This window comes from Nocardiopsis listeri (assembly GCF_020741345.1).
GTDB classification, from domain to species: domain Bacteria; phylum Actinomycetota; class Actinomycetes; order Streptosporangiales; family Streptosporangiaceae; genus Nocardiopsis; species Nocardiopsis listeri_A.
This window is the reverse complement of record NZ_DYZD01000371.1, coordinates 18931-37655: the sequence shown is the minus strand read 5'-3', so window position 1 is coordinate 37655 and position 18725 is coordinate 18931. Positions and strand designations below refer to the sequence as shown.

The following is an 18725-nucleotide window of genomic DNA, read 5'->3' as shown; positions in this document are numbered from 1 at the left end:
CCTCGGCGAGGTGGGCGGTGGTGAGGCCGTCCATGCGCTCGGGCACGATGGGGCGGCCGGTCAGCAGGTCGACCCAGTCCCCCGGTCCCGAGGGCAGCGGCACGACGGTGTCGGCCCAGCCACCGGCGTCGGCCAGGGTCAGCGGCAGACGGGTGGCGACCACCGCCAGGGCGGGGTCGTGGGAGCCACGGGTGGTGCGGGCGAAGACCAACGCGTGATCGGCGGCCGGCCCTTCCGCGCTCAACGGCAGGTAGCCGGTGGGTCGCAGGTCACGGCGGGCCGTCAGACAGGTGCGGACCAGGTGGAGTTTGGCCGCGCCGTCGGCGTCGACGCGCGGACGCCACCCCGCCTCGATCCTGGCCAGGGGTTCGGCGCGCGCCCGGTGGTCCACGGGACGCCGGTTGTCGGGATCGACCAGGGACAGGTCCCACAGTTCGGTGCCCTGGTAGACGTCGGGCACCCCGGGACCGAGCAGCTGGACGGCCTTCTGTCCCAGGGCGTTGCTCCATCCGGGCGCGGTGATGGACTCGGCGAACGCGCGCACCTCGGCGTACAGGTCGGCGTCGGCGCGCAGCCGGTCGGGCCAGGAACGGATCCGTTCCTCGAACTCGGGGTCCTGGTCGGTCCAGGAGGTCCCCAGGCGCGCCTCACGGGCGGCCTTGAGCAGGTACGCGGTCAATCGCTCGTCGTCGATGGGCCAGGCCCCCAGGAGGGTCTGCCAGCCCAGCAGGTCCAGGGACGGCTCGGGCAGGGGCGCGCGCGGGCTCCATCGGCGTACGGCGTCGGCGAAGTCCCCGGGGATCTCCGAGAGCACGGCCAGGCGGGCGCGCACGTCCTCGGAGCGTTTGGTGTCGTGGGTGGACAGGGTGGTCATGGTGTGCGGTTCGGTGGCCTCTCGGCGCAGTTGCGCGGCGTGGAGGTCGGCCACACTCGTCCCGAAGGCGGCCGGGTCGCCGCCGACCTCGTTGAGGGCCACGAATCGGGTGCCTCGGTAGAAGGCGGTGTTCTCGGTGCCCATGGCCACGACCATGCCGCTGGTCTGTTGGACGCGGCGGGCGAGTTCACCGTGGGGGTCGGAGCGCACCGAGCGGTCGATGCCCTTCAGGACCGGTTCCAGGTCGGGGCGGCGGTCGGCGGCGGCGCGTACGGCGCGCGCCCAGTCGGCCTCGCCTTCGGGCAGGTAGGAGCGGTAGACGTCGAAGGAGACCAGGAGTTCGGCCACCGCCTCCTCCGCCCTGCGGGGGTCGGTGCCTTCCGGTGGGGTGAGGGCGGCGATGCGGCGCACCTCCGCGCGCAGGAGCTCCCCTGCCGCGCGGCCCCGCGCCCGGGTGTCGATCTCGGCGACGTCGGTGGCCACCCCGTGATCGCGCGCCAGGGCGGTCAGGACCGGTTCGGCGCCGGGGTCGACGAACACCCCGCACACCTGGCGCAGGGCGTCGTAGCCGGTGGTTCCGGCGACCGGCCAGGACGCGGGCGGGTCCTCACCCGGGGCGAGGATCTTCTCCACCACGATCCAGCCGTCGAAGCGTTCGGCCAGACGACGCAGGTATCCGCCGGGGTCGCTGAGTCCGTCGACGTGGTCCACGCGCAGCCCGTCGACCAGGCCTTCGCGGCCCCAGCGCAGGATCTCGGCGTGGGTGGCGTCGAAGACTCCGGGGTCCTCCACCCGCACCGCGGCCAGGTGATCGACGTCGAAGAAGCGCCGGTAGTTGAGTTCGCCGTCGCCGCGCCGCCAGGACACCAGCCGATAGTGCTGGCGCAGGTGGACGTCGGCCACGTCGTCGCCGGGCGTGTGGGTGCCTTCGGCCAGGGGGAAGCGTTTGTCGAAATAGACCAGGTGGCCGTCGGCGATGGTGAGTTCGGTCAGGGCGGCGCGTGCGTCGTCACCGTCGTCGCCCAGGACCGGGATCAGGACGGGTCCGGACTCGAAGTCGATGTCGAAGCACCGGGCGTAGACGGAATCGCGCCCGTTGGCGAGCACGTCCCACCACCAAGGGTTCGCGTCGGGTCGGGCGACCGACATGTGGTTGGGGACGATGTCGACGACCACCGCCATCCCCAGGGCGTGGGCGCGCTCGGCGAACGCCTCCAGCGCGGCCGCTCCACCCAGGACCTCGGAGACCCGTGTGGGGTCGACCACGTCGTACCCGTGGTCGGATCCGGGGGTGGCGGCCAGCACGGGTGAGAGGTAGACGGCGTCCACTCCCATCCGGTGCAGGTGGTCCAGCGATCCGGCGGCCTCGTCCAGGGTCAGATCGGGGCCCAACTGCAGGCGGTAGGTGGACGCGGGTGGGCCGTGGGGCGTTCTGTCAGCGCTCATCATCGGATTCCGTGCCCAGGTCGTCGGCGTGTCATGCACACCGTTCCGTCCCTGGTGACGGGCCCGCTCGGAACCCGTCTCCAGGGCGCGTCCCGTCAACTTTCACCGGTCGAAAACCCCTCGTTCACCTCTTGTACACCTATAGTCCTCCGAGTCGCCACGGATGCGTCCGGTTCCACACACACCCGCGTTGGGGAAGGCGGTCCGATCATGGTTGAATTCATCGGCGGTGTTCCATTACCAGCGACAACGCGCCGGATATCGGCGGCCGACGGTGAAGACGACGAGGACCACCGCCACCGACGAAGGGGATAGAAGCAGCGTGCTCCCGCCCAACAAGCGCACCCGCACCCAGGACCGTCCCGGACGCCGGGCCAACGTCTACCGGGGCGCCGCCTCGGCCGCACTGGCCGGGTTGATGCTGGCGACCACCGCCTGCGGCGGCGATGACGCCGTCCAGGGCGCGACGCCGGCGGTCCCCGACGACCTGGAGTGCTTCTCCGGCAGCCTGAACGGCGCCGGTTCCAGTGCCCAGGAGAACGCGATGACCACCTGGATCGCGGGTTTCCAGTCGGCCTGCGAGGACGCGCGCATCTACTACGACTCGATCGGCTCGGGTGGTGGGCGCAACCAGTTCATCGACGGCGCGGTGGCCTTCGCCGGGACGGACTCGGCCATGGACCCCGACGAGAACACCGACGCCCTCGCACGTTGCGGTGATTCCGACACCATCAACCTGCCCGCCTACGTGGTGGCCATCGCGGTGGTGTTCAACATCGAGGGCGTGGATTCGCTCAACCTGAGCCCCGACGTCCTGGCCAAGATCTTCAACCAGGACATCACGCACTGGAACGACCCGGAGATCGCCGAGGACAACCCGGACGCGGACCTGCCCGACCTGGCCATCACCCAGGTGAGCCGGGCCGACGACTCCGGCACCACTGAGAACTTCACCCGGTACCTGTCCGAAGCCGCCCCCGACTCCTGGCCGCACGAGCCCGGTGGCCAGTGGCCGCTGGCCCCGCGCGAGTCCGCGCAGGGCAACAGCGGTATCGCCGACACCGTCTCGCGCGCCGACGGCGCCATCGGGTACGTGGAGATGTCGCACCTGCACGGCCTGTCCGCCGCGAACATCGGTGTGGGCGACGAGTTCGTGGAGATCGCCCCCGACGCGGCCGCCCAGGTCGTGGCCGACTCCCCGCGCCGCGAGGAGAACACCGGCGAGTACGACCTGGCGTTGGACCTGGACTACGGCACCACCGAGTCGGGGAGCTACCCGCTGGTCCTGGTCAGCTATGAGACGGCCTGCCTGGACTACCCGGACGAGGGTGAGGCCGAGCGGGTCAAGGCGTTCCTGAAGTACGTGGTCAGCCCCGAGGGCCAGGAGGCGGCCTCCGCCGAGACCGACTCCACCCCGGTCAACGACGACCTGCGCGAGAGCCTGTTGGCCTCGATCGAGGCGATCAACTCCTGATCGAAGGGCATGGGCCCCCACCTGCGGGGATCTTCGATAGGGGTGAGGACCGCGGGCGCGTCGACACCATGGCGCGCCCGTTTCGCGTTCGCGATCCGATACCTTGTGCGCAGACCGCATTGCTCAGAGTCACCGATGGTGCGGAGTGGACGGTGTACGAAGGGGTCCGTCCCCGTTCGGGTGGGTGTCTTCCCCCATCTACCCGGCCGTGGGCGGACCTCCAGGACCGTCGGTCCCGTCCTCCTCGGGCATCTCCCGACCACAGGCGCGGCAGGCCCGGTGCCAGAGCGCCCGGATCCGTCGGCCCAGCCCGCGCCGTCGCGCCCTACCGTGCGGGGCTTCCTCCTGCGGATGGTGGTCCTCGACCATGCCACGCCCGGTCCGTTCCGCCTCCGGGTCACCCGGAACACTCGGGTCGTCCTCGTATCGGGTCTCGGGCGCCGGTCTGGGCATCGGCGGCACCGAACGGTGCAGGGTCAGATCGGTCAGGGTGCCCTCGCCGCCGTGGATGCGGTAGCGCCCGTGCAGTTGGGCGACCACGTCGGTCAGTTCCTCGCCCTCTCGCCGTACCCGCATGGCCCGGGCCAGGGCGCGGGTGCGCCACAACCGCACCCCCGCGTCCCGTGTGGGCGAGGAGGCCTGGAAGAGCTCGATGAGACCGGAGCGGGAACGTTCGGCGCCGGCCAACAACCGTGACAGGGTCAGCTCGCCCAACCCCCAGGCCACCGGCAACTGGAGCAGGAACGGGGAGGGGAAGCCGGTACGCGGGGCGACCGAGGCGAAGGTGATGCGGGGCTCGCGCAGGTAGTTGGCCTGGATCAGGCGCAGGTCCAGACCCTGGTGTTCGAGGGTCGTCTCGCGCACCCCCGCCCAGTCGGCCACCAGAGTGACCACCAGATCGGTCTCGGTGCCGCCCAGCAGTCGGTCCACGCAGCCGCGCGCCAAGTCGTAGGAGGCTCCGGAGATGTCGACCACGGCGTGCACGAGCGGGATGCGGCGCCGTTCTACGGGTACCCGTTCGCGGTAGGCGTGCGGGTGCGGCATGAGTTCGGCCAGGACCTCGGTGCGAAAGCGCTCGGAGGGCAGACGGGTGCGGGCGGTGACGGCCGGGCCCACGTGCCAGGCGGTGGCGGCGGGTTCGGGCACCATGACCGCGCCGGCCTGCCACAGGCGATAGCCGAACTCGGTGTCCTGCCCCAGGTCGAGGTCGGGGTCCACGCCACCGGCGGCCTCGTAGAGGCTGCGTCGCAGAGCGGCCGCCGCGCCGACGTGGGCGTGGAAGCCGAGATGATCGGCCTCGCGCAGCCGGTCGCTGTGGTCCAGGAGTTGCTCGACCCACGCGTGGCGTCGGTCGTCGGTCAGGATCCGCTCCGGCCCTCCCGAACGCAGGGCGTCCAGGAGGGCTCCGACGCTCTCGGGTTCGGTGTCGCTGAAGCGGACGCGGCCCAAGGTGACGCACTCGGCGTGGGCGTGCAGCCAGCGGGCCTGCGCCTCGACGAAGTCGCGGGTGGCGACCATGTCGGCGTCCATCCACACGAGGATGTCGCCGGTGCTGGCGTGGGCCCCGTAGGCGCGGGCGTATCCGGCGCCCCAGCCGTGGTCGGGGGCGGGCACGATCCGGCATCGGCGGGGACGGTGTTCGGGTAGGCGCAGGGGTGGTGAGGAGTGGTCGTCCACGACCACGACCTCCAGGAGGTGGTCGGGGTAGGTCTGAACGGACAGGGAGGCCAGGGCGAGGTCGAGTCGGTCCTGGCCACCACGGGCGGGGATGACGACGCTCACCGTCAGTTCCGGTGTCCAGCGGCCGGTGGTGGGGGGCGTCAGCGCGTTCCAGTCGTTGCGGAAGACCCGGGCGGTGACCCGTTCCACCCGGCCGCGGTGCGACACCCCGTCGACATGAGACCCTACGTGCTTATTCAGTGACACAGAGTCACTATAGCGATGATTCCTCACCTGGTGTGAGCGTCACGCTCGCCCGCTGTGTCGGTTTCTCGCCATTTCCTCCGCCGATCCCGGAGAAGGCCCCCACTCGGGCGGGTTCAGTGACGCGAATCGGTCTGGAGCATCTTGATGCCCAGGAAGACCACACCGATGACCAGGGCGATCATCAGCAACCACACCAGCAGACCCACAAGCACCGACAAGATCCAGAAAACGCCGATCACCACCGCCACACCCGCGGCGACCTGAAGGATGAGTCGTCCCATGCGGGGAAGAATACGCGACCCCGCGGACCGGGGACACCCCGGCTCACCTCCCCACACGGCGATGAGCCGGGGCTCCCGCTAGCCCGGTCGAACGGCGCCGGTGAAGACGCTGTCCCAGTAGGAGGCCAGGTCGATCTCCTCCAACGGTTTGGACGGGTTGGAGCCGTGGATCATCCTGCCGTTGCCGGAGTAGATGCCCACGTGGCTCGGGGCGGAGGCGCTGTAGAAGAACAGCAGGTCGCCCGGCTGGAGCTGATCGCGCGAGACCGAGGTGCCCGCGTTGACCTGGTCATAGGTGGTGCGCGGCAGGCTCACGCCGGCCTGTGACCAAGCGGCCTGGGTCAGCCCGGAACAGTCGTAGCCGTCGGGCCCGGTACCGCCCCACACGTAGGGCTTGCCGATCTGGGCGCGGGCGAAGTCGAGGACGGCCTGCACGTCACCGGAGACCGCGGCCGTGCCACCGGAGGAGCCGGAGGAACCCGAGTCGGCGGAGGTGGTGGAGGCCTGTGAGGCGGTCGGGTCGACCCCGCCCAGCCGCTCCAGGACCTCGGCCTGTTCGTCCAGGGCGCTCTCGCCCTGGGTCATGGCCTCCTCGGCCGCGGTGAGGGCCTCGGCGGCCTCCTCCTCGGTGTCCTGGGCGGCGTTGTACAGCTCCTCGGCGTGGTCGACGTCGATCACGTAGTCGGACAGCATCTCCTGCTGTCCGGCGGAGATGAAGTCGACGTCGGCGATGTTCTGCAGCGCGCTGTCGGCGTCACCACCGAAGAAGATGTCGAAGCCGCCACCGGAGCCGTTGGTGTAGGAGCTCTGCACGATGCCGGAGATGCGCTCCGATCGGTCGTCGAGGGCCTGCTGCGCCTCTTCGAGCTGTTCCTGCAGGTCTGCGAGCTCTTCCTCGGCGGCCGCGTGGTCCTCTTCTGCGGTGTTGTAGGCCTCGTTGAGGACCGACAACTCCTCCTGGAGCTCTTCGTAACGCTCCCGGGCCTCCGACTCGGAGGGGTCGGCCAACGCCACACCGCTGGAGAGCACCACGGCGCCCAGCGCGACGAAGCCGACCGTGGTGAGACGGCGGGTGGGTTCGGGGTTGCGAGTCAAAGCACCGACTGCCTTTCTCCCACACCCGTTTACCGACACAGGGCAGCCCGAAGACACGCCGATGGTCGGCGTCGGGATGCGCGTGAGGGGATCCGGCGGGCGGCGAAGACGGGCCGCGAGGGGTCGCCGAGCGTCGTGACGGCCTCTGCTCCTGGGAAAAGGGCGGCTGTTGAGCGAGCTGAGCAGAGTGCAACGGCAGGCCGGAACACTGTCACCGGGCGGCGACGAATCGGGGCGAACCGACCTGAGGGAACACTAATTCATCCCCCGGGGTGTACGCGACCTTTTCGTGACCTTCCATTGGGACCCCCGCTGACCTGCGAGTGAGTGTCATTTGTTCGGGAATCCCCCAGCGGGCGAGGATGAGGGCGCATTCTTCCCGAAGAATCGAGGCCAAAACCAGACCAAGGCCCCACTTGACCGTGACGCGACTCACACCGAACGCGGGAAGGGGGCCGAACACACGTGCGCATCCGACCCCCGACCTGCCGGGCGCCCTGGACGGGCGCCCTGGCGAACACCCCTACACGTGCGTCCTCCACCAGTCCAGGATCGCCTCGAATCGGGCCACCCGGTGACTGGGCAGACCCGAACGCGACAGCTCGTGCCCCTCCCCCGGGAAGAGCAGCATCTGTGCCTCGTGCCCGCGCTTCCTGAGCGAGACGAACAACCGCTGGGCCTGCTCCAGCGGACAGCGCCAGTCCTGTTCGGAGTGGATGATCAGGAACGGCTTGTCGATCTGGTCGGCGTAGGTGAGCGGGCTCTCCTTGGCCCAGGAGTCCGGCGGCCCGTACAGCGCTTCGGGGAAGAACGACCCGATGTCGGACGCCCCCTGGAAGCTGTCGATGGCGTTGACGGCGCGCTCACTGATCGCGGCCCGGAACCGCTCACCGTGGTGCGCGGCCATCCAGGTCGTCATGAACCCGCCGTGCGAACCCCCGTGCACTCCGACCCGGGAACCGTCCAGTCGCTCGTCCTCCAGCGCGGAGTCCAGGAAGGCCAGCAGGTCGGTGGCCGTGACCGCCCCGACCGAACCGATGATCGCCCGCCCGTGCTCCTGCCCGTAGCCGGACGAACCTCGCGGGTTGCAGTAGACCACCGCGTACCCGGCCTCGGTGTACACCTGCGTCTCGTCGAAGAGCTGCCACCCGTACTGGGCGAAGGGTCCTCCGTGGATCATGAGGATCACCGGGTGGGGGCCCTCGCCCCGGGGGGTGGACACCCAACCGTGCACCGGGTGGCCGTCGGGGGCGTGCGCGACCAACTCGGTGACCGGGAGCGGCTCCACACCCTCGAAGAACGAGGTCAGGGCACGGGCCCCGCCGTCCTCGACCACGTACAGCTCACCGCTGTCGTGCTCGCCCGCGGCCACCGCGACGGTGACCCCGCCGGCGTGGTCGAAGCCCTGCACCTCCACACGCCCGCCCAGCAGGGTGGTGCGCTCCCCCTCGGGGGTGATCCGGTACAGCTCGACGGCCCCGCGGTTCTCCCCCGCCACCAGCACGCCCCGGTCCGTGGCCAGGACGCCCAGGCCGTTGACGCGCGGGCCTTCGGTGTCGGTCAGACGACGAGGCTCGCGGGAGCCGTCCAAGGGCATCGACCACACGCCACCGACCCGACCCACGAAGTCGGTGCCGTCGTCGCCGAGCTCGTCGGCGACGAAGTACACCGTGGCCCCGTCCGAGGACAGGGCCACCGACACCACGCCCAGGTCGCCCCGCGTGACACGACGGAGCTCGGCGCCCTCCTCCGGGGCGCAGGCCCACAGGTCCTCGTAGAGGTCGTGGTCCCTGCCGGCGTGCAGGGACGCGTCGAAGACCAGCTCGGTGCCGTCGGGCGTCCAGAGGGGACGGCCGTGGTCGGCTTCGGCGTGGGTCACCTGGACCGGTTCGCCCACCTCACCGGTGGGATCGATCGGGGCGCTGACGAAGATCTGCTGCCACCGGTCGACGATGAAGCCCAGGTTGTCGATCCGGTACTTGAGGGTGCCGATCCGACGCGGCGCCTCCTGGTCGGGGGTCCCGTCGACATAGCGCCCCTCCTCGGGAACCCGCACGGTATAGGCCAGCCGGGTGGAGTCGGGGCTCCAGGAGAAGTCACCGGCACCGAGCGGGTGGTCGGTGATCTTCCAGGCCTCGCCGCCGTCGGCGGGCAGGACGTGGATCTGCGCTCTCTTGTTCTCGTCCGGGCGCAGGAAGGCGATCCAGCGGCCGTCCGGGGAGTGACGGGGGGCGCGGTCTCGAAGCCCACGGGTGAGTCGACGCGGTCGCTCGGAGCCGTCGGTGGCCATGCTCCACAGGGAGCCGAGATAGGCGTCCTCCTCCAGGTCCGGGCGGACCAGGGCGAAGACGGCGCGGGAGCCGTCGGGTGCCAGGGACGGTGCGCTGATGCTGTGCAGATGTGCGATGTCAGCGGGTTTCATACGATGAGTGGCGGGCGCGGGGTGCCGCCCGCCGTCTCCTTCCCTTGGGTACTGGGAACCCGTCGGCCGGGCCGGCCCCCGGGCAGGGGGACGTTTCCTTGGGGACCTTATCCACGCCCACCGTGGAAAATCCATGACCATTCCGGCTTTTCGGACGGATTCGGTGAGTGCTCCCCTCACCGTCGGCCGCGTCGGTCGGTCTCCAACCTCGTGCAGACCCACCGCCCCTCCTCCTTGCGCAGCCGGAAGGCGAACACCCGCGCGCGATCGCCACAGTCGATCACCGCACTGGCCTCCATCCCGTCCCTGCCCAGCGGCTGGTGGAAGACCCTGGTCAGGCGCGGTGTCATCACGCAGACGACGCTGCCCCGCAACCGGCGCAACTCCTCGCGCACAGGCACGGTCAGGTGCGCGCGCAACACCTCGGGCGCACGGCGACCCACCAGCACCTCGGCCATGTGCTGGGCGAGCCGGTGCACGTCGGCGGGCGTGCGGTGGCCCTCCAACAGCGGCGCACCGCAACGACCCACCGACATACGCCGCAGCGGGGTACGCGCGGGGGTGCGCGTCGGAGCCCATGACGAGCGCCGACCCTCACAGGAGGCACGGTGGCAACGGTGGGTCTCACAGGAGTGCGACATGAACAGTTCCCTTCCTCAGGGGGACGAACCGCCTACACCCCTTCAAGGAGCGGCCGAACCCGCGCCCGTGCCACCTGGCATTCCGGCTTTCCCGTTCGCACACGACCCGGCCACCGCGAACGCCCCCGACGCCACAACCGTCATCGGTCTGTTGGGGGTGGATACCCCGCACTTCACGGGTGGGGAGGAAACTCCCTCTTCTTTCCATGTTCGGGGTGTGTACCGGCCACCAGGCTGCTAAAACATGAACCATGGCCAGGAAGATCGTGAAGCGGGCCTTTCGGTACCGCTTCTACCCCACCCACGTGCAGGCGGCGCAGCTGTCGCGCACGTTCGGGTGTGTGCGCCTGGTCTACAACAAAGCCCTCGCCGCCCGCTCCCAGGCCTGGGAACAGCACCGGGAGCGGGTGGGATACAACGCGACCTCGACCATGCTCACCGGATGGAAGAAGACCAACGAACTGGGGTTTCTCACCGAGGTCTCCAGCGTCCCACTCCAACAGACCCTGCGGCATCTGCAAGGGGCATTCTCGAACTTCTTCGCGGGGCGCGCCGGATACCCCAGGTTCAAGTCGAAAAAGAAGTCGCGGGCCTCGGCGGAGTACACCCCGAGCGCGTTCCGCTACCGGAACGGGAAACTCACCCTGGCCAAGATGGACCAGCCGTTGGACATCGTGTGGTCGCGCCCCCTGCCGGAGGGTGCGGTGCCGTCCACGGTGACCATCTCGCGGGACGCTGGTTCGCGTCACTGCTGTGCCAGGACACCATCACAGCCGCCCCGGCGTCAGAAGACGTGGTCGGGGTCGATGCGGGGATCACGTCCCTGGTGACGTTGTCCACCGGGGAGAAGATCGCCAACCCCCGGCACGAACAGCGGGATCGGACCCGCCTGGCCAAGGCGCAACGCTCCCTGTCCCGCAAGGCCAGGGGCAGTGCGAACCGGGCCAAGGCCCGCAAGAAAGTGGCGCGGGTGCACGCCCGCATCACCGACCGCAGGAAGGACTTCCTGCACCAGCTCACCACTCGATTGGTCCGCGAGAACCAAGTGGTCGTGATCGAGGACCTGACCGTGCGCAACCTGGTCAAGAACCGCACCCTGGCCCGCGCCATCTCGGACGCGGCCTGGAGCGAGTTCCGCAGGATGTTGGAGTACGAGAGCGGCTGGTACGGGCGGGAGTTGGTCGTGGTGGACCGGCTCTTCCCCTCGACCAGGATGTGTTCGGCCCCCGGGTGCGGGCACGTGCGTGCCCGGTTGCCGTTGAACGTGCGCACCTGGACGTGCGAGCGCTGTGGCACCACCCATGACCGTGACGTGAACGCGGCGATCAATCTCAAGGCCGCCGGGCCGGCGGCATCTGCCTGTGGAGCCGATGTGAGACCTCAACGGGAATCCTCCCGGACGAGGCGATCGGCGTCGAAACAGGAAGGCCACGGGGCGACCCGTGACGAGGCGAAAGCCTCGAACCACCGGTAGGTGGTTGCCCGAATCCTCTTCCTTCAGGCAGAGGAGGAAGCCAAACTGGACGACGTGACACACGCCTACCTTTCCTCCCCAGTCCCCGTGGCCCTCGCGCACCGAGGCGGGTGGCTCACCGACGACCAGGGGGTGCGCCGCACCGAACTGGAGAACACGGCGGTGGCCTTCCAACACGCCGTCGACCTCGGTTACACGTACCTGGAGACGGACGTACACGCCACCCGAGACGGTGTGCTCATGGCCTTCCACGACGACACCCTGGACCGCACCACCGACCGCGCCGGCGCCATCTCCGCCCTGTCCCACGCCGAGGTGGCCCGCGCGCGCGTGGCCGGCAAGGAACCCGTGCCCCTGCTCGAGGACCTGCTCGGTACCTGGCCCGAGGCCCACTTCAACATCGACCTGAAGTCGGACGGCGCCGTCCTGCCCCTGCTGGAGGTGCTGCGCCGCACCAACGCCTGGGACCGGGTGTGCGTGGGCTCCTTCGACCAGGACCGCCTGGACCGGGCCCGACGGTTGTACGGTCCTCGCGTGGCCACCTCCTGCGGCCCCGTGGACGTGGCCCGTCTGCGCGTGGCCTCCCTGTCGGTCCTGCTGCGTCCCGTCGCCGGGCGCACCCCGGTGTGCGCCCAGATCCCGCTGGAACGCAACGGGTTCCCGTTGCTGAGTCGGGACGTCATCCGAACCGCGCACCGGATCGGCATGCAGGTGCACGTGTGGACCATCAACGAACCCGAGGTGATGGAACGCCTCCTGGACGCCGGTGTCGACGGCATCGTCACCGACAACACCTGCGCCCTGCGCGACCTGCTCATCCGACGGGGCCGCTGGAACCAGGACACGCGCCCCACCCCGAAGAACGGATAGCCCCCATGTCCACCACCCCCGACCGGCTCGAAGGGCAGGATCCCTCCCCCGACCCGGCCCAACGCAGACGTGAACAGCGCGGCTGGTACATGTACGACTGGGCCAACTCGGTGTTCATGACCTCGGTCGTCACCGTCCTCATCGGCCCCTACCTGAGCAACCTGGCCTGCGTGTCGGCCGGGGCCCCCGACACCGAGGCCTGCCGGGACCCCTCCCTGGCACTCACCCCGCTGGGCCTGGACTTCCTGAGCGTCCACCCCAACGCGCTGTACCCGGCGTTGACCACCGTGGCGATCCTGCTGCAGATCATCCTGTTGCCGCTGGTGGGCGCCCTGGCCGACCACACCCGTCACAAGAAGAGCTGGCTGCTGTGGCTGGCCGTCGCCGGGTCGGCCTGCACCACCGGGCTGTACTTCGCCACCGACGGCTACCTGCTCGCCTCGATCCTGTTCCTGGGCGCCAACCTGCTGTTCGGGCTGTCGATCGTGGTCTACAACGCGTTCCTGCCGGAGATCGCCACGGCCGACGAACGCGACCGGGTCTCCGCCTTCGGTTGGGGTCTGGGCTACCTGGGCGGCGCCCTGTTGCTGGCGGTGCACCTGGTGCTGGTGCTGACCGCCGACGACATCGGCATGGCGGCCCGCATCGCCTTCGTCACGGTCGGCCTGTGGTGGGCCGGGTTCACCGTCGTGGCGATCAGGCCGCTGCGCAACCGCTACGGGGCGCTGGCCGCGCGCGGGGACGGACGCGCCAAGGTCGGCGAGTCACTGCGCCAGTTCGGGCGGACCGTGCGCGACATGCGCAAATACCCCAACACGGTGCTGTTCCTGTTCGCCTTCATCTTCTTCAACGACGGCGTCCAGGCCGCGATCCGCTACGCGGCGCCCTTCGCCACCCAAGACCTGGGACTGAGCCAGGACGTGCTGATCGTCACGATCCTCATCATCCAGTTCGTGGCCTTCGCCGGGGCGTTCGCCACCGCCAGGATCGCCGACCGCGTCGGCCCCAAGAAGACCGTGCTGGGCAGCCTGGTGGTCTGGGGCCTGTTGGTGGGCCTCGGTTACGTGATGCCGGCGGGCAACGTGCCCCTGTTCATCGCGTTGGGCGTGGGCATCGGCCTGGTGCTGGGCTGCACCCAGTCCCTGGCCCGCTCGATGTTCTCCCAGCTCATCCCCAAGGGTCGGGAGGCGGAGTACTTCAGCCTCTTCCAGATCTCCGACAAGGGCTCCACGTTCCTGGGTTCCCTGGTGGTCACCATCGCGGTCGCCATGACCGGTGGCTACCGGGTGGCGATCCTGTCGCTGCTGGCCTTCTTCGTGCTCGGCGGCTTCCTGCTGTGGCGCGTGCGCATGCGCGAGGGCATCCTGGCCGTGGGCAACACCGTGCCCGCCAGGCTCTGAGGGCCCGCCGCCCACCCGAACACGCAAACGTCGTCGGTCCCCGCCATACTGGGGCCGGCGACGTCGGGTGTGTTCAACGGGGGGGTGTGGTGCGGGTTCTGCACGGGGTGTGGTCCAAGGACGCACTGATGGTGTGGGCCGAGGGCGCGGCGGTGAGCGACCCGGCGCCGGGCGCGCACCCCTTCGCCGAGGACGTGGACGGGCTGCGCGCGATGCTCACCGAGGCCGGGGTGCCACCAGAGCGCTTCTTCGCGGACGAGCTGTCCCTGACCCTGCCCGAGTCCGACGGCCTCCCCCTGCATTCCCGGTCCGGTGACCTCGACGCACACGCACCCGCCGCACCACCGACCGGGTCGGCCACCGGATTCGGGACCCGGCGGGTCCCCGCCCTGACCCTGGACGCGGCCGGGGCCGACCTGCTGCTCACCTCCCTGCGCACGCCTCCCGTCCACGCCGATCGCCCCGAGGCCGGGCCCGCACTGGTCCACCTGTGCGGCGTGCACGCCTTCGCCGAACACCTGGTCCACGCCGGATGCGTACTGCCCGACCTGGTAGGCGCCCCGCCGCGTGCCCGCTGGCGGCCCGCCCCGCTGGACACCGCCGAGGAACACCTGTCCGCCCTCACCGAAGCGCTGCCACCGGCCGCCACCGCCCACCTGGACGGATCCCCACGCGCCGAGGCCGCCCGAGCCTGCGTGCTGGCGCCCCTGGAACTGCTCACCGACGCCGTGGCACGCCGTCTGGCCCGCGCCCCCGAACACGTCCACGAGGAGGGGCCGTCCTCCCCCGCCGCCCGGCTGGCCACCGCGCTGAGCACCGAACGCACACGCGTGGACGACGACACCGCCGACACCCTGCGCGGCCCCCTGCGCGAGTGGCGGGGCCGGGTACGCGGAGGCGGTCGCGCCCGACTGGTGTTCGTTCTGCGCGAACCCGAACCCGAAGGACCCCGCAACGGCCCTCGCCCCTGGACCCTGGAGTTCTGGGTCCACTCCACCACCGATCCCGGCCTGCGGCTGCCCCTGGAACAGGTCTGGCTCGGTGAGGGCTCCGCATGGCTGCCCCGGGACGTGGCCACCACCGCTCTGGCGGACCTGCGCCGGGCCGCCCGCCACCTGCCCGCCCTGGGCCGGGCCCTGGCGGACCTGGCCCCGGCCCGACTGCTCATGGACACCTCGGGGGCCCAGGCCTTCGTGGGCGACGGGGCCCGACGGCTGACCGAGGCCGGGTTCTCCGTGGTGCTGCCCGAATGGAGCCGGCGCGACGGCCTGGCCCTGCGGATGACCGTCTCGGAGGAACCCAGGCGGCGCCGCCGCGGCGGGGTGAGCCCCACGGACCTGGTGGACGTGTCCTTCGAGGCACTGCTGACCGGCCCCGAGGACACCACCGCGCTGAGCGAGGACGAACTCACCGAGCTGGCCGAACTGGCCCGGCTCAAACGTTCGCTGGTACGCGTGCGCGGCCGGTGGATGGAGATGGACCCCGAGCGGGTCGCCTCGGCGCTGGAGCTGATGCGGCGCGGCACACGGCGACGGATGGGACGGGAAGAGGCGCTGAGGGCCGCCATCGGGGCCGCGCCCGCCCCGCTTCCGGTGGCGGACGTGGTGGCCGACGGTCCCCTGGGCGCCCTCCTGAACGGCGGCGCCAAGGCCGAACCCCGTCCCATGGGCACCCCCGCCGGGTTCAAGGGGGCTCTGCGGCCCTACCAGGACCGCGGCGCGTCCTGGCTGCGGTTCCTGGGCGAGCTGGGTCTGGGCGCGGTGCTCGCCGACGACATGGGGCTGGGCAAGACCGTGCAGCTGTTGGCGTTGCTCACCGACGAACGCGCCGACGGGCGCGCACCCGGCCCCACCCTGTTGGTGTGCCCGGTGTCGCTGGTCGGCAACTGGCGGCGCGAGGCCGAGAAGTTCGCTCCCGACCTGCGGGTGCACGTCCAACACGGCCCGGACCGGCCCACGGGCAACGCGATGGCGCGCATCGTCGGCGGCTGCGACCTGGTGGTCACCACCTACGGGGTGGTGGCGCGCGACACCGACGAGCTGGCGGGCATGCCCTGGCACCGAGTGGTGTGCGACGAGGCGCAGGCGTTGAAGAACCACGACACCCGTCAGGCGCGGGCGGTGCGTTCACTACCGGCAGCGACCCGTATCGCGCTCACCGGAACCCCGGTGGAGAACAACCTGGGCGAGCTGTGGTCGGTGATGGAGTTCGCCAACCCCGGACTGTTGGGCACGGCCGCCGACTTCCAACGCGCGGTGGCCGACCGTGCCGAGGCAGAGGTGGAGGCCGGTTCGGCCCCCTTCGACGGCCCCGGCGGCTCGGGCGGCGACGGTGGCGGCACCGACCTGGTGCGCCGGCTGACCGGCCCGTTCGTACTGCGCCGGTTGAAGACCGACCGGTCGATCATCGCCGACCTGCCCGAGAAGCACCAGATGCGCACCTGGTGCACGCTCACCCCCGAACAGGCCTCGCTGTACAAGGCCGTGGTGGACGAGATGAGCGAGCGCCTGGCCGAAGCCGACGACAAGGAGCGCAAGGGTCTGGTGTTGGCGACGATGTCGCGGCTCAAGCAGATCTGCAACCACCCGGCGCAGTTCCTGGGCGACGGGTCGGCCCTGGCGGGGCGTTCGGGCAAGTTGGAGCGGTTGGAGGCGATCCTGGGCGAGGCCGTCGCCGAGGGCGACAAGGCGCTGTGCTTCACCCAGTACGCGCGTTGGGGCGAGCGCCTGGCTCCCTACCTGCGTTCCCGGCTGGGGGTTCCGGTGCTGTGGCTGCACGGAGGCACCTCCAGGGCCGACCGCGAGCACATGACCGAGCACTTCCAGACGCTGCGGGGACCGGCCGTGTTCCTGCTCTCCCTCAAGGCCGCCGGAACCGGGCTGAACCTGACCGCCGCCAACCACGTGGTGCACGTGGACCGCTGGTGGAACCCGGCGGTGGAGAACCAGGCCACCGACCGGGCGTTCCGGATCGGTCAGCGTCGCGACGTGCAGGTGCGCAAGATGGTGTGCGTGGGCACCGTGGAGGAGCGTGTGGACGAGATGATCGAGCGCAAGAGCGCGCTGGCCGACGCCGCGGTGACCACCGGCGAGGAGTGGCTGGGCGGGTTGTCGGTCCAGGACCTGCGCGAGGTGGTGCGCCTGGCGCCCGAGGCGGTGGCCGGATGAGTTGGTCGGCCCTGGTGGGCGAGGCCTTGGAGGGCTCCGGAGGCGCCGAGACCGTCACCGGGTTGCGGGTGCGCCCCGGCGAGGCACTGGCTCGGGTGGGCGCTCACGAGGTGAGCCTGATCCGCGTCGTGTGGCCGCAGCAGGAGTGGACCCGGGTCGGTGCCGCGCTGGCCTCCCAGCCGGTGTTCCGCGCCCGTGTGCAGGCCGGCGAACTGCCCGAGGCCGCGGCACGGGTGTTCTCGCTGTTGGGTCTGGACCTGGTCCCGACCGGCTGGGGGGACCTGGTGACGACGTGCTCGTGCGACCACTGGCGTGGACGGTGCGCCCACCTGCGGGCGGTGGCCGCGGCACTGGGCGAGCAGGCCGATGTCGACCCGTTCGTGTTGACCCGATGGGCGGGCCTGGACCGACGGTCGTTGGTCGCGCTGGTCCGCGACCTCTCCACGGGCGAGAGGGAACTTCCCGGCGACGACAACGACGAGGAGAACTCCTCGCATTCGAGAGAAGAAGGCTCCGGTGACGTTTTGGCCGCGGGGGCGATAACCGCGGATCGGTTTTCACCCGACTCCTTTTGGGACCCGATACCACAACCCCCCGTTCCCACCCTCCCCTCAGGCATCGGGGACCGCGTCAGGGCCGCCGCACCGGGGCTTGTCGCCGACGAGCTCCCCCAATTCGAGGCACCCTGAACGGTCCGACCGGTTTTCTTTCGCCGAACGCCGGTAAGTCCGACGAAACACGGTTACCATTCACCTGGAGACGAACTCGAACAACTAGCCCTGATTGGTATTCTCATATGGCCGATCGCTTCCCCCCGCACATCGACATGGACACCCCCAGCATCGCACGAATGTACGACTACCTGCTGGGCGGAAAGGACAACTTCGCCTCCGATCGCAAGGCGTGCGAAGAACTCGCCGCGGGCATCCCCGAACTCGTCTCCTTCGCCAACGACAACCGGGCCTTCCTGGGCCGGGCCGTGGACTACGTGGGCTCGCGCGGCATCGACCAGTTCCTCGACCTGGGCGCCGGCCTGCCCACCACCGACAACACCCACCAGGTCGCCCAACGGGCCAACCCCCGGGCCCGGGTCCTGTACATCGACCACGACCCGATCGTGCTCGCCCACGGGCGTGCCCTGCTCGGTGACACCGACACCACCGCGTTCCTGTTGTCCGACATCCGCGACACCGACCGCATCCTGCGCTCGCCCGAGGCCGTCAAGCTCATCGACCCCGACCGGCCGGTCTGCGTCATGATGGTGTCCCTGCTGCACTGCCTGCCCGACGACAGCGACCCCTTCGGGATGGTGCGCGAGTTGGTGGAACGGCTCGCCCCCGGGTCGGCGATCATCTTCTCCCACATCGTCTCCGACGACCCCGAGGCCGCCGCCTGGATGACCGACAAGATCCTGTCCTTCGGCACCCCCTGGGGCCGGGTGCGCAGCCCACAGGAGGCCTCCGTCGTCTTCGAGGGGCTGGATGTGGCCAGCGCCTGGGCCGACGGTCGCGAGGAGGGACCGCGCAAGGTGGACTGCTCCACCTGGCGCAACCCCGATCGCGCCCCCACCGCCCGACCCGCCGACCCCGACATCAAGCGCTGGGAGCTCGCCGGGGTCGCCTTCAAATCCTGACCCGCCGGTCTCGGCGCGGTGT

12 protein-coding genes and 1 pseudogene are annotated in these 18725 nt (G+C 70.4%); 7 read left to right on the top strand and 6 right to left on the bottom strand.

Features of this window, described 5'->3' with window-relative positions; translation table 11 throughout:
- Window positions 1-2323: malto-oligosyltrehalose synthase (treY, locus tag K8V84_RS19960; RefSeq protein WP_304077206.1), on the bottom strand; the 2323-nt coding region annotated here is incomplete at its 3' end.
- A 319-nt stretch (window positions 2324-2642) separates the two neighbouring features.
- Between treY and pstS the strand changes: the two genes are divergently transcribed.
- Window positions 2643-3794, top strand: coding sequence for a phosphate ABC transporter substrate-binding protein PstS (gene pstS / locus K8V84_RS19955; RefSeq protein ID WP_304077203.1), 1152 nt, complete (start codon window positions 2643-2645; stop codon window positions 3792-3794).
- Between the two features lie 198 nt (window positions 3795-3992).
- On the opposite strand, the gene K8V84_RS19950 is transcribed toward pstS, so the two are convergent.
- The 5 genes from K8V84_RS19950 to K8V84_RS19930 form a co-directional block, all read right to left on the bottom strand.
- Window positions 3993-5663, bottom strand: a complete 1671-nt coding sequence (locus K8V84_RS19950) for a glycosyltransferase family 2 protein (RefSeq protein WP_304077200.1) — start codon at window positions 5661-5663, stop codon at window positions 3993-3995.
- A 170-nt stretch (window positions 5664-5833) separates the two neighbouring features.
- A complete protein-coding gene (locus K8V84_RS19945) occupies window positions 5834-6001 on the bottom strand; it encodes a hypothetical protein (RefSeq protein WP_304077199.1) in 168 nt (55 codons plus the stop codon).
- Between the two features lie 78 nt (window positions 6002-6079).
- Window positions 6080-7096: an NlpC/P60 family protein gene (locus K8V84_RS19940; RefSeq protein WP_304077197.1), complete on the bottom strand. Its 1017-nt coding sequence runs from the start codon at window positions 7094-7096 to the stop codon at window positions 6080-6082.
- A gap of 523 nt (window positions 7097-7619) precedes the next feature.
- Window positions 7620-9518, bottom strand: coding sequence for a S9 family peptidase (locus K8V84_RS19935; RefSeq protein WP_304077195.1), 1899 nt, complete (start codon window positions 9516-9518; stop codon window positions 7620-7622).
- A gap of 176 nt (window positions 9519-9694) precedes the next feature.
- Window positions 9695-10159: an Rv3235 family protein gene (locus tag K8V84_RS19930; RefSeq protein WP_304077193.1), complete on the bottom strand. Its 465-nt coding sequence runs from the start codon at window positions 10157-10159 to the stop codon at window positions 9695-9697.
- Between the two features lie 251 nt (window positions 10160-10410).
- Between K8V84_RS19930 and K8V84_RS19925 the strand changes: the two are divergent.
- The 6 genes and pseudogenes from K8V84_RS19925 (at window position 10411) to K8V84_RS19900 (ending at window position 18703) form a co-directional block, all read left to right on the top strand.
- Window positions 10411-11633: pseudogene (locus K8V84_RS19925) on the top strand (RNA-guided endonuclease InsQ/TnpB family protein).
- 54 nt (window positions 11634-11687) lie between these two features.
- Window positions 11688-12503 carry a glycerophosphodiester phosphodiesterase gene (locus K8V84_RS19920; RefSeq protein ID WP_304077191.1) on the top strand — a complete coding sequence of 272 codons (816 nt, stop codon included), beginning with the start codon at window positions 11688-11690 and terminating at the stop codon, window positions 12501-12503.
- A gap of 5 nt (window positions 12504-12508) precedes the next feature.
- Window positions 12509-13903 (top strand): MFS transporter, encoded by a 1395-nt coding sequence (locus K8V84_RS19915; protein WP_304077188.1) that lies wholly within the window; start codon window positions 12509-12511, stop codon window positions 13901-13903.
- Between the two features lie 89 nt (window positions 13904-13992).
- Window positions 13993-17070 (top strand): DEAD/DEAH box helicase, encoded by a 3078-nt coding sequence (locus K8V84_RS19910; protein WP_304077185.1) that lies wholly within the window; start codon window positions 13993-13995, stop codon window positions 17068-17070.
- Entirely contained in the window at window positions 17067-17759 is a 693-nt protein-coding gene (locus K8V84_RS19905) for a hypothetical protein (protein ID WP_304077183.1), read from the top strand. The genes K8V84_RS19910 and K8V84_RS19905 overlap by 4 nt, the downstream gene beginning before the upstream one ends.
- 107 nt (window positions 17760-17866) lie before the next feature.
- A complete protein-coding gene (locus tag K8V84_RS19900; protein ID WP_304077180.1) occupies window positions 17867-18703 on the top strand; it encodes an SAM-dependent methyltransferase in 837 nt (278 codons plus the stop codon).
- Window positions 18704-18725: the final 22 nt, after the last annotated feature.

Excerpts from the sequence above, each read along its gene's own strand:
- K8V84_RS19945 (WP_304077199.1), bottom strand. The coding sequence starts at position 6,001 with ATGGGACGACTCATCCTTCAGGTCGCCGCGGGTGTGGCGGTGGTGATC.
- K8V84_RS19935 (WP_304077195.1), bottom strand. The coding sequence starts at position 9,518 with ATGAAACCCGCTGACATCGCACATCTGCACAGCATCAGCGCACCGTCC.
- K8V84_RS19930 (WP_304077193.1), bottom strand. The coding sequence starts at position 10,159 with ATGTCGCACTCCTGTGAGACCCACCGTTGCCACCGTGCCTCCTGTGAG.
- K8V84_RS19915 (WP_304077188.1), top strand. The coding sequence starts at position 12,509 with ATGTCCACCACCCCCGACCGGCTCGAAGGGCAGGATCCCTCCCCCGAC.
- K8V84_RS19905 (WP_304077183.1), top strand. The coding sequence starts at position 17,067 with ATGAGTTGGTCGGCCCTGGTGGGCGAGGCCTTGGAGGGCTCCGGAGGC.
- K8V84_RS19900 (WP_304077180.1), top strand. The coding sequence starts at position 17,867 with ATGGCCGATCGCTTCCCCCCGCACATCGACATGGACACCCCCAGCATC.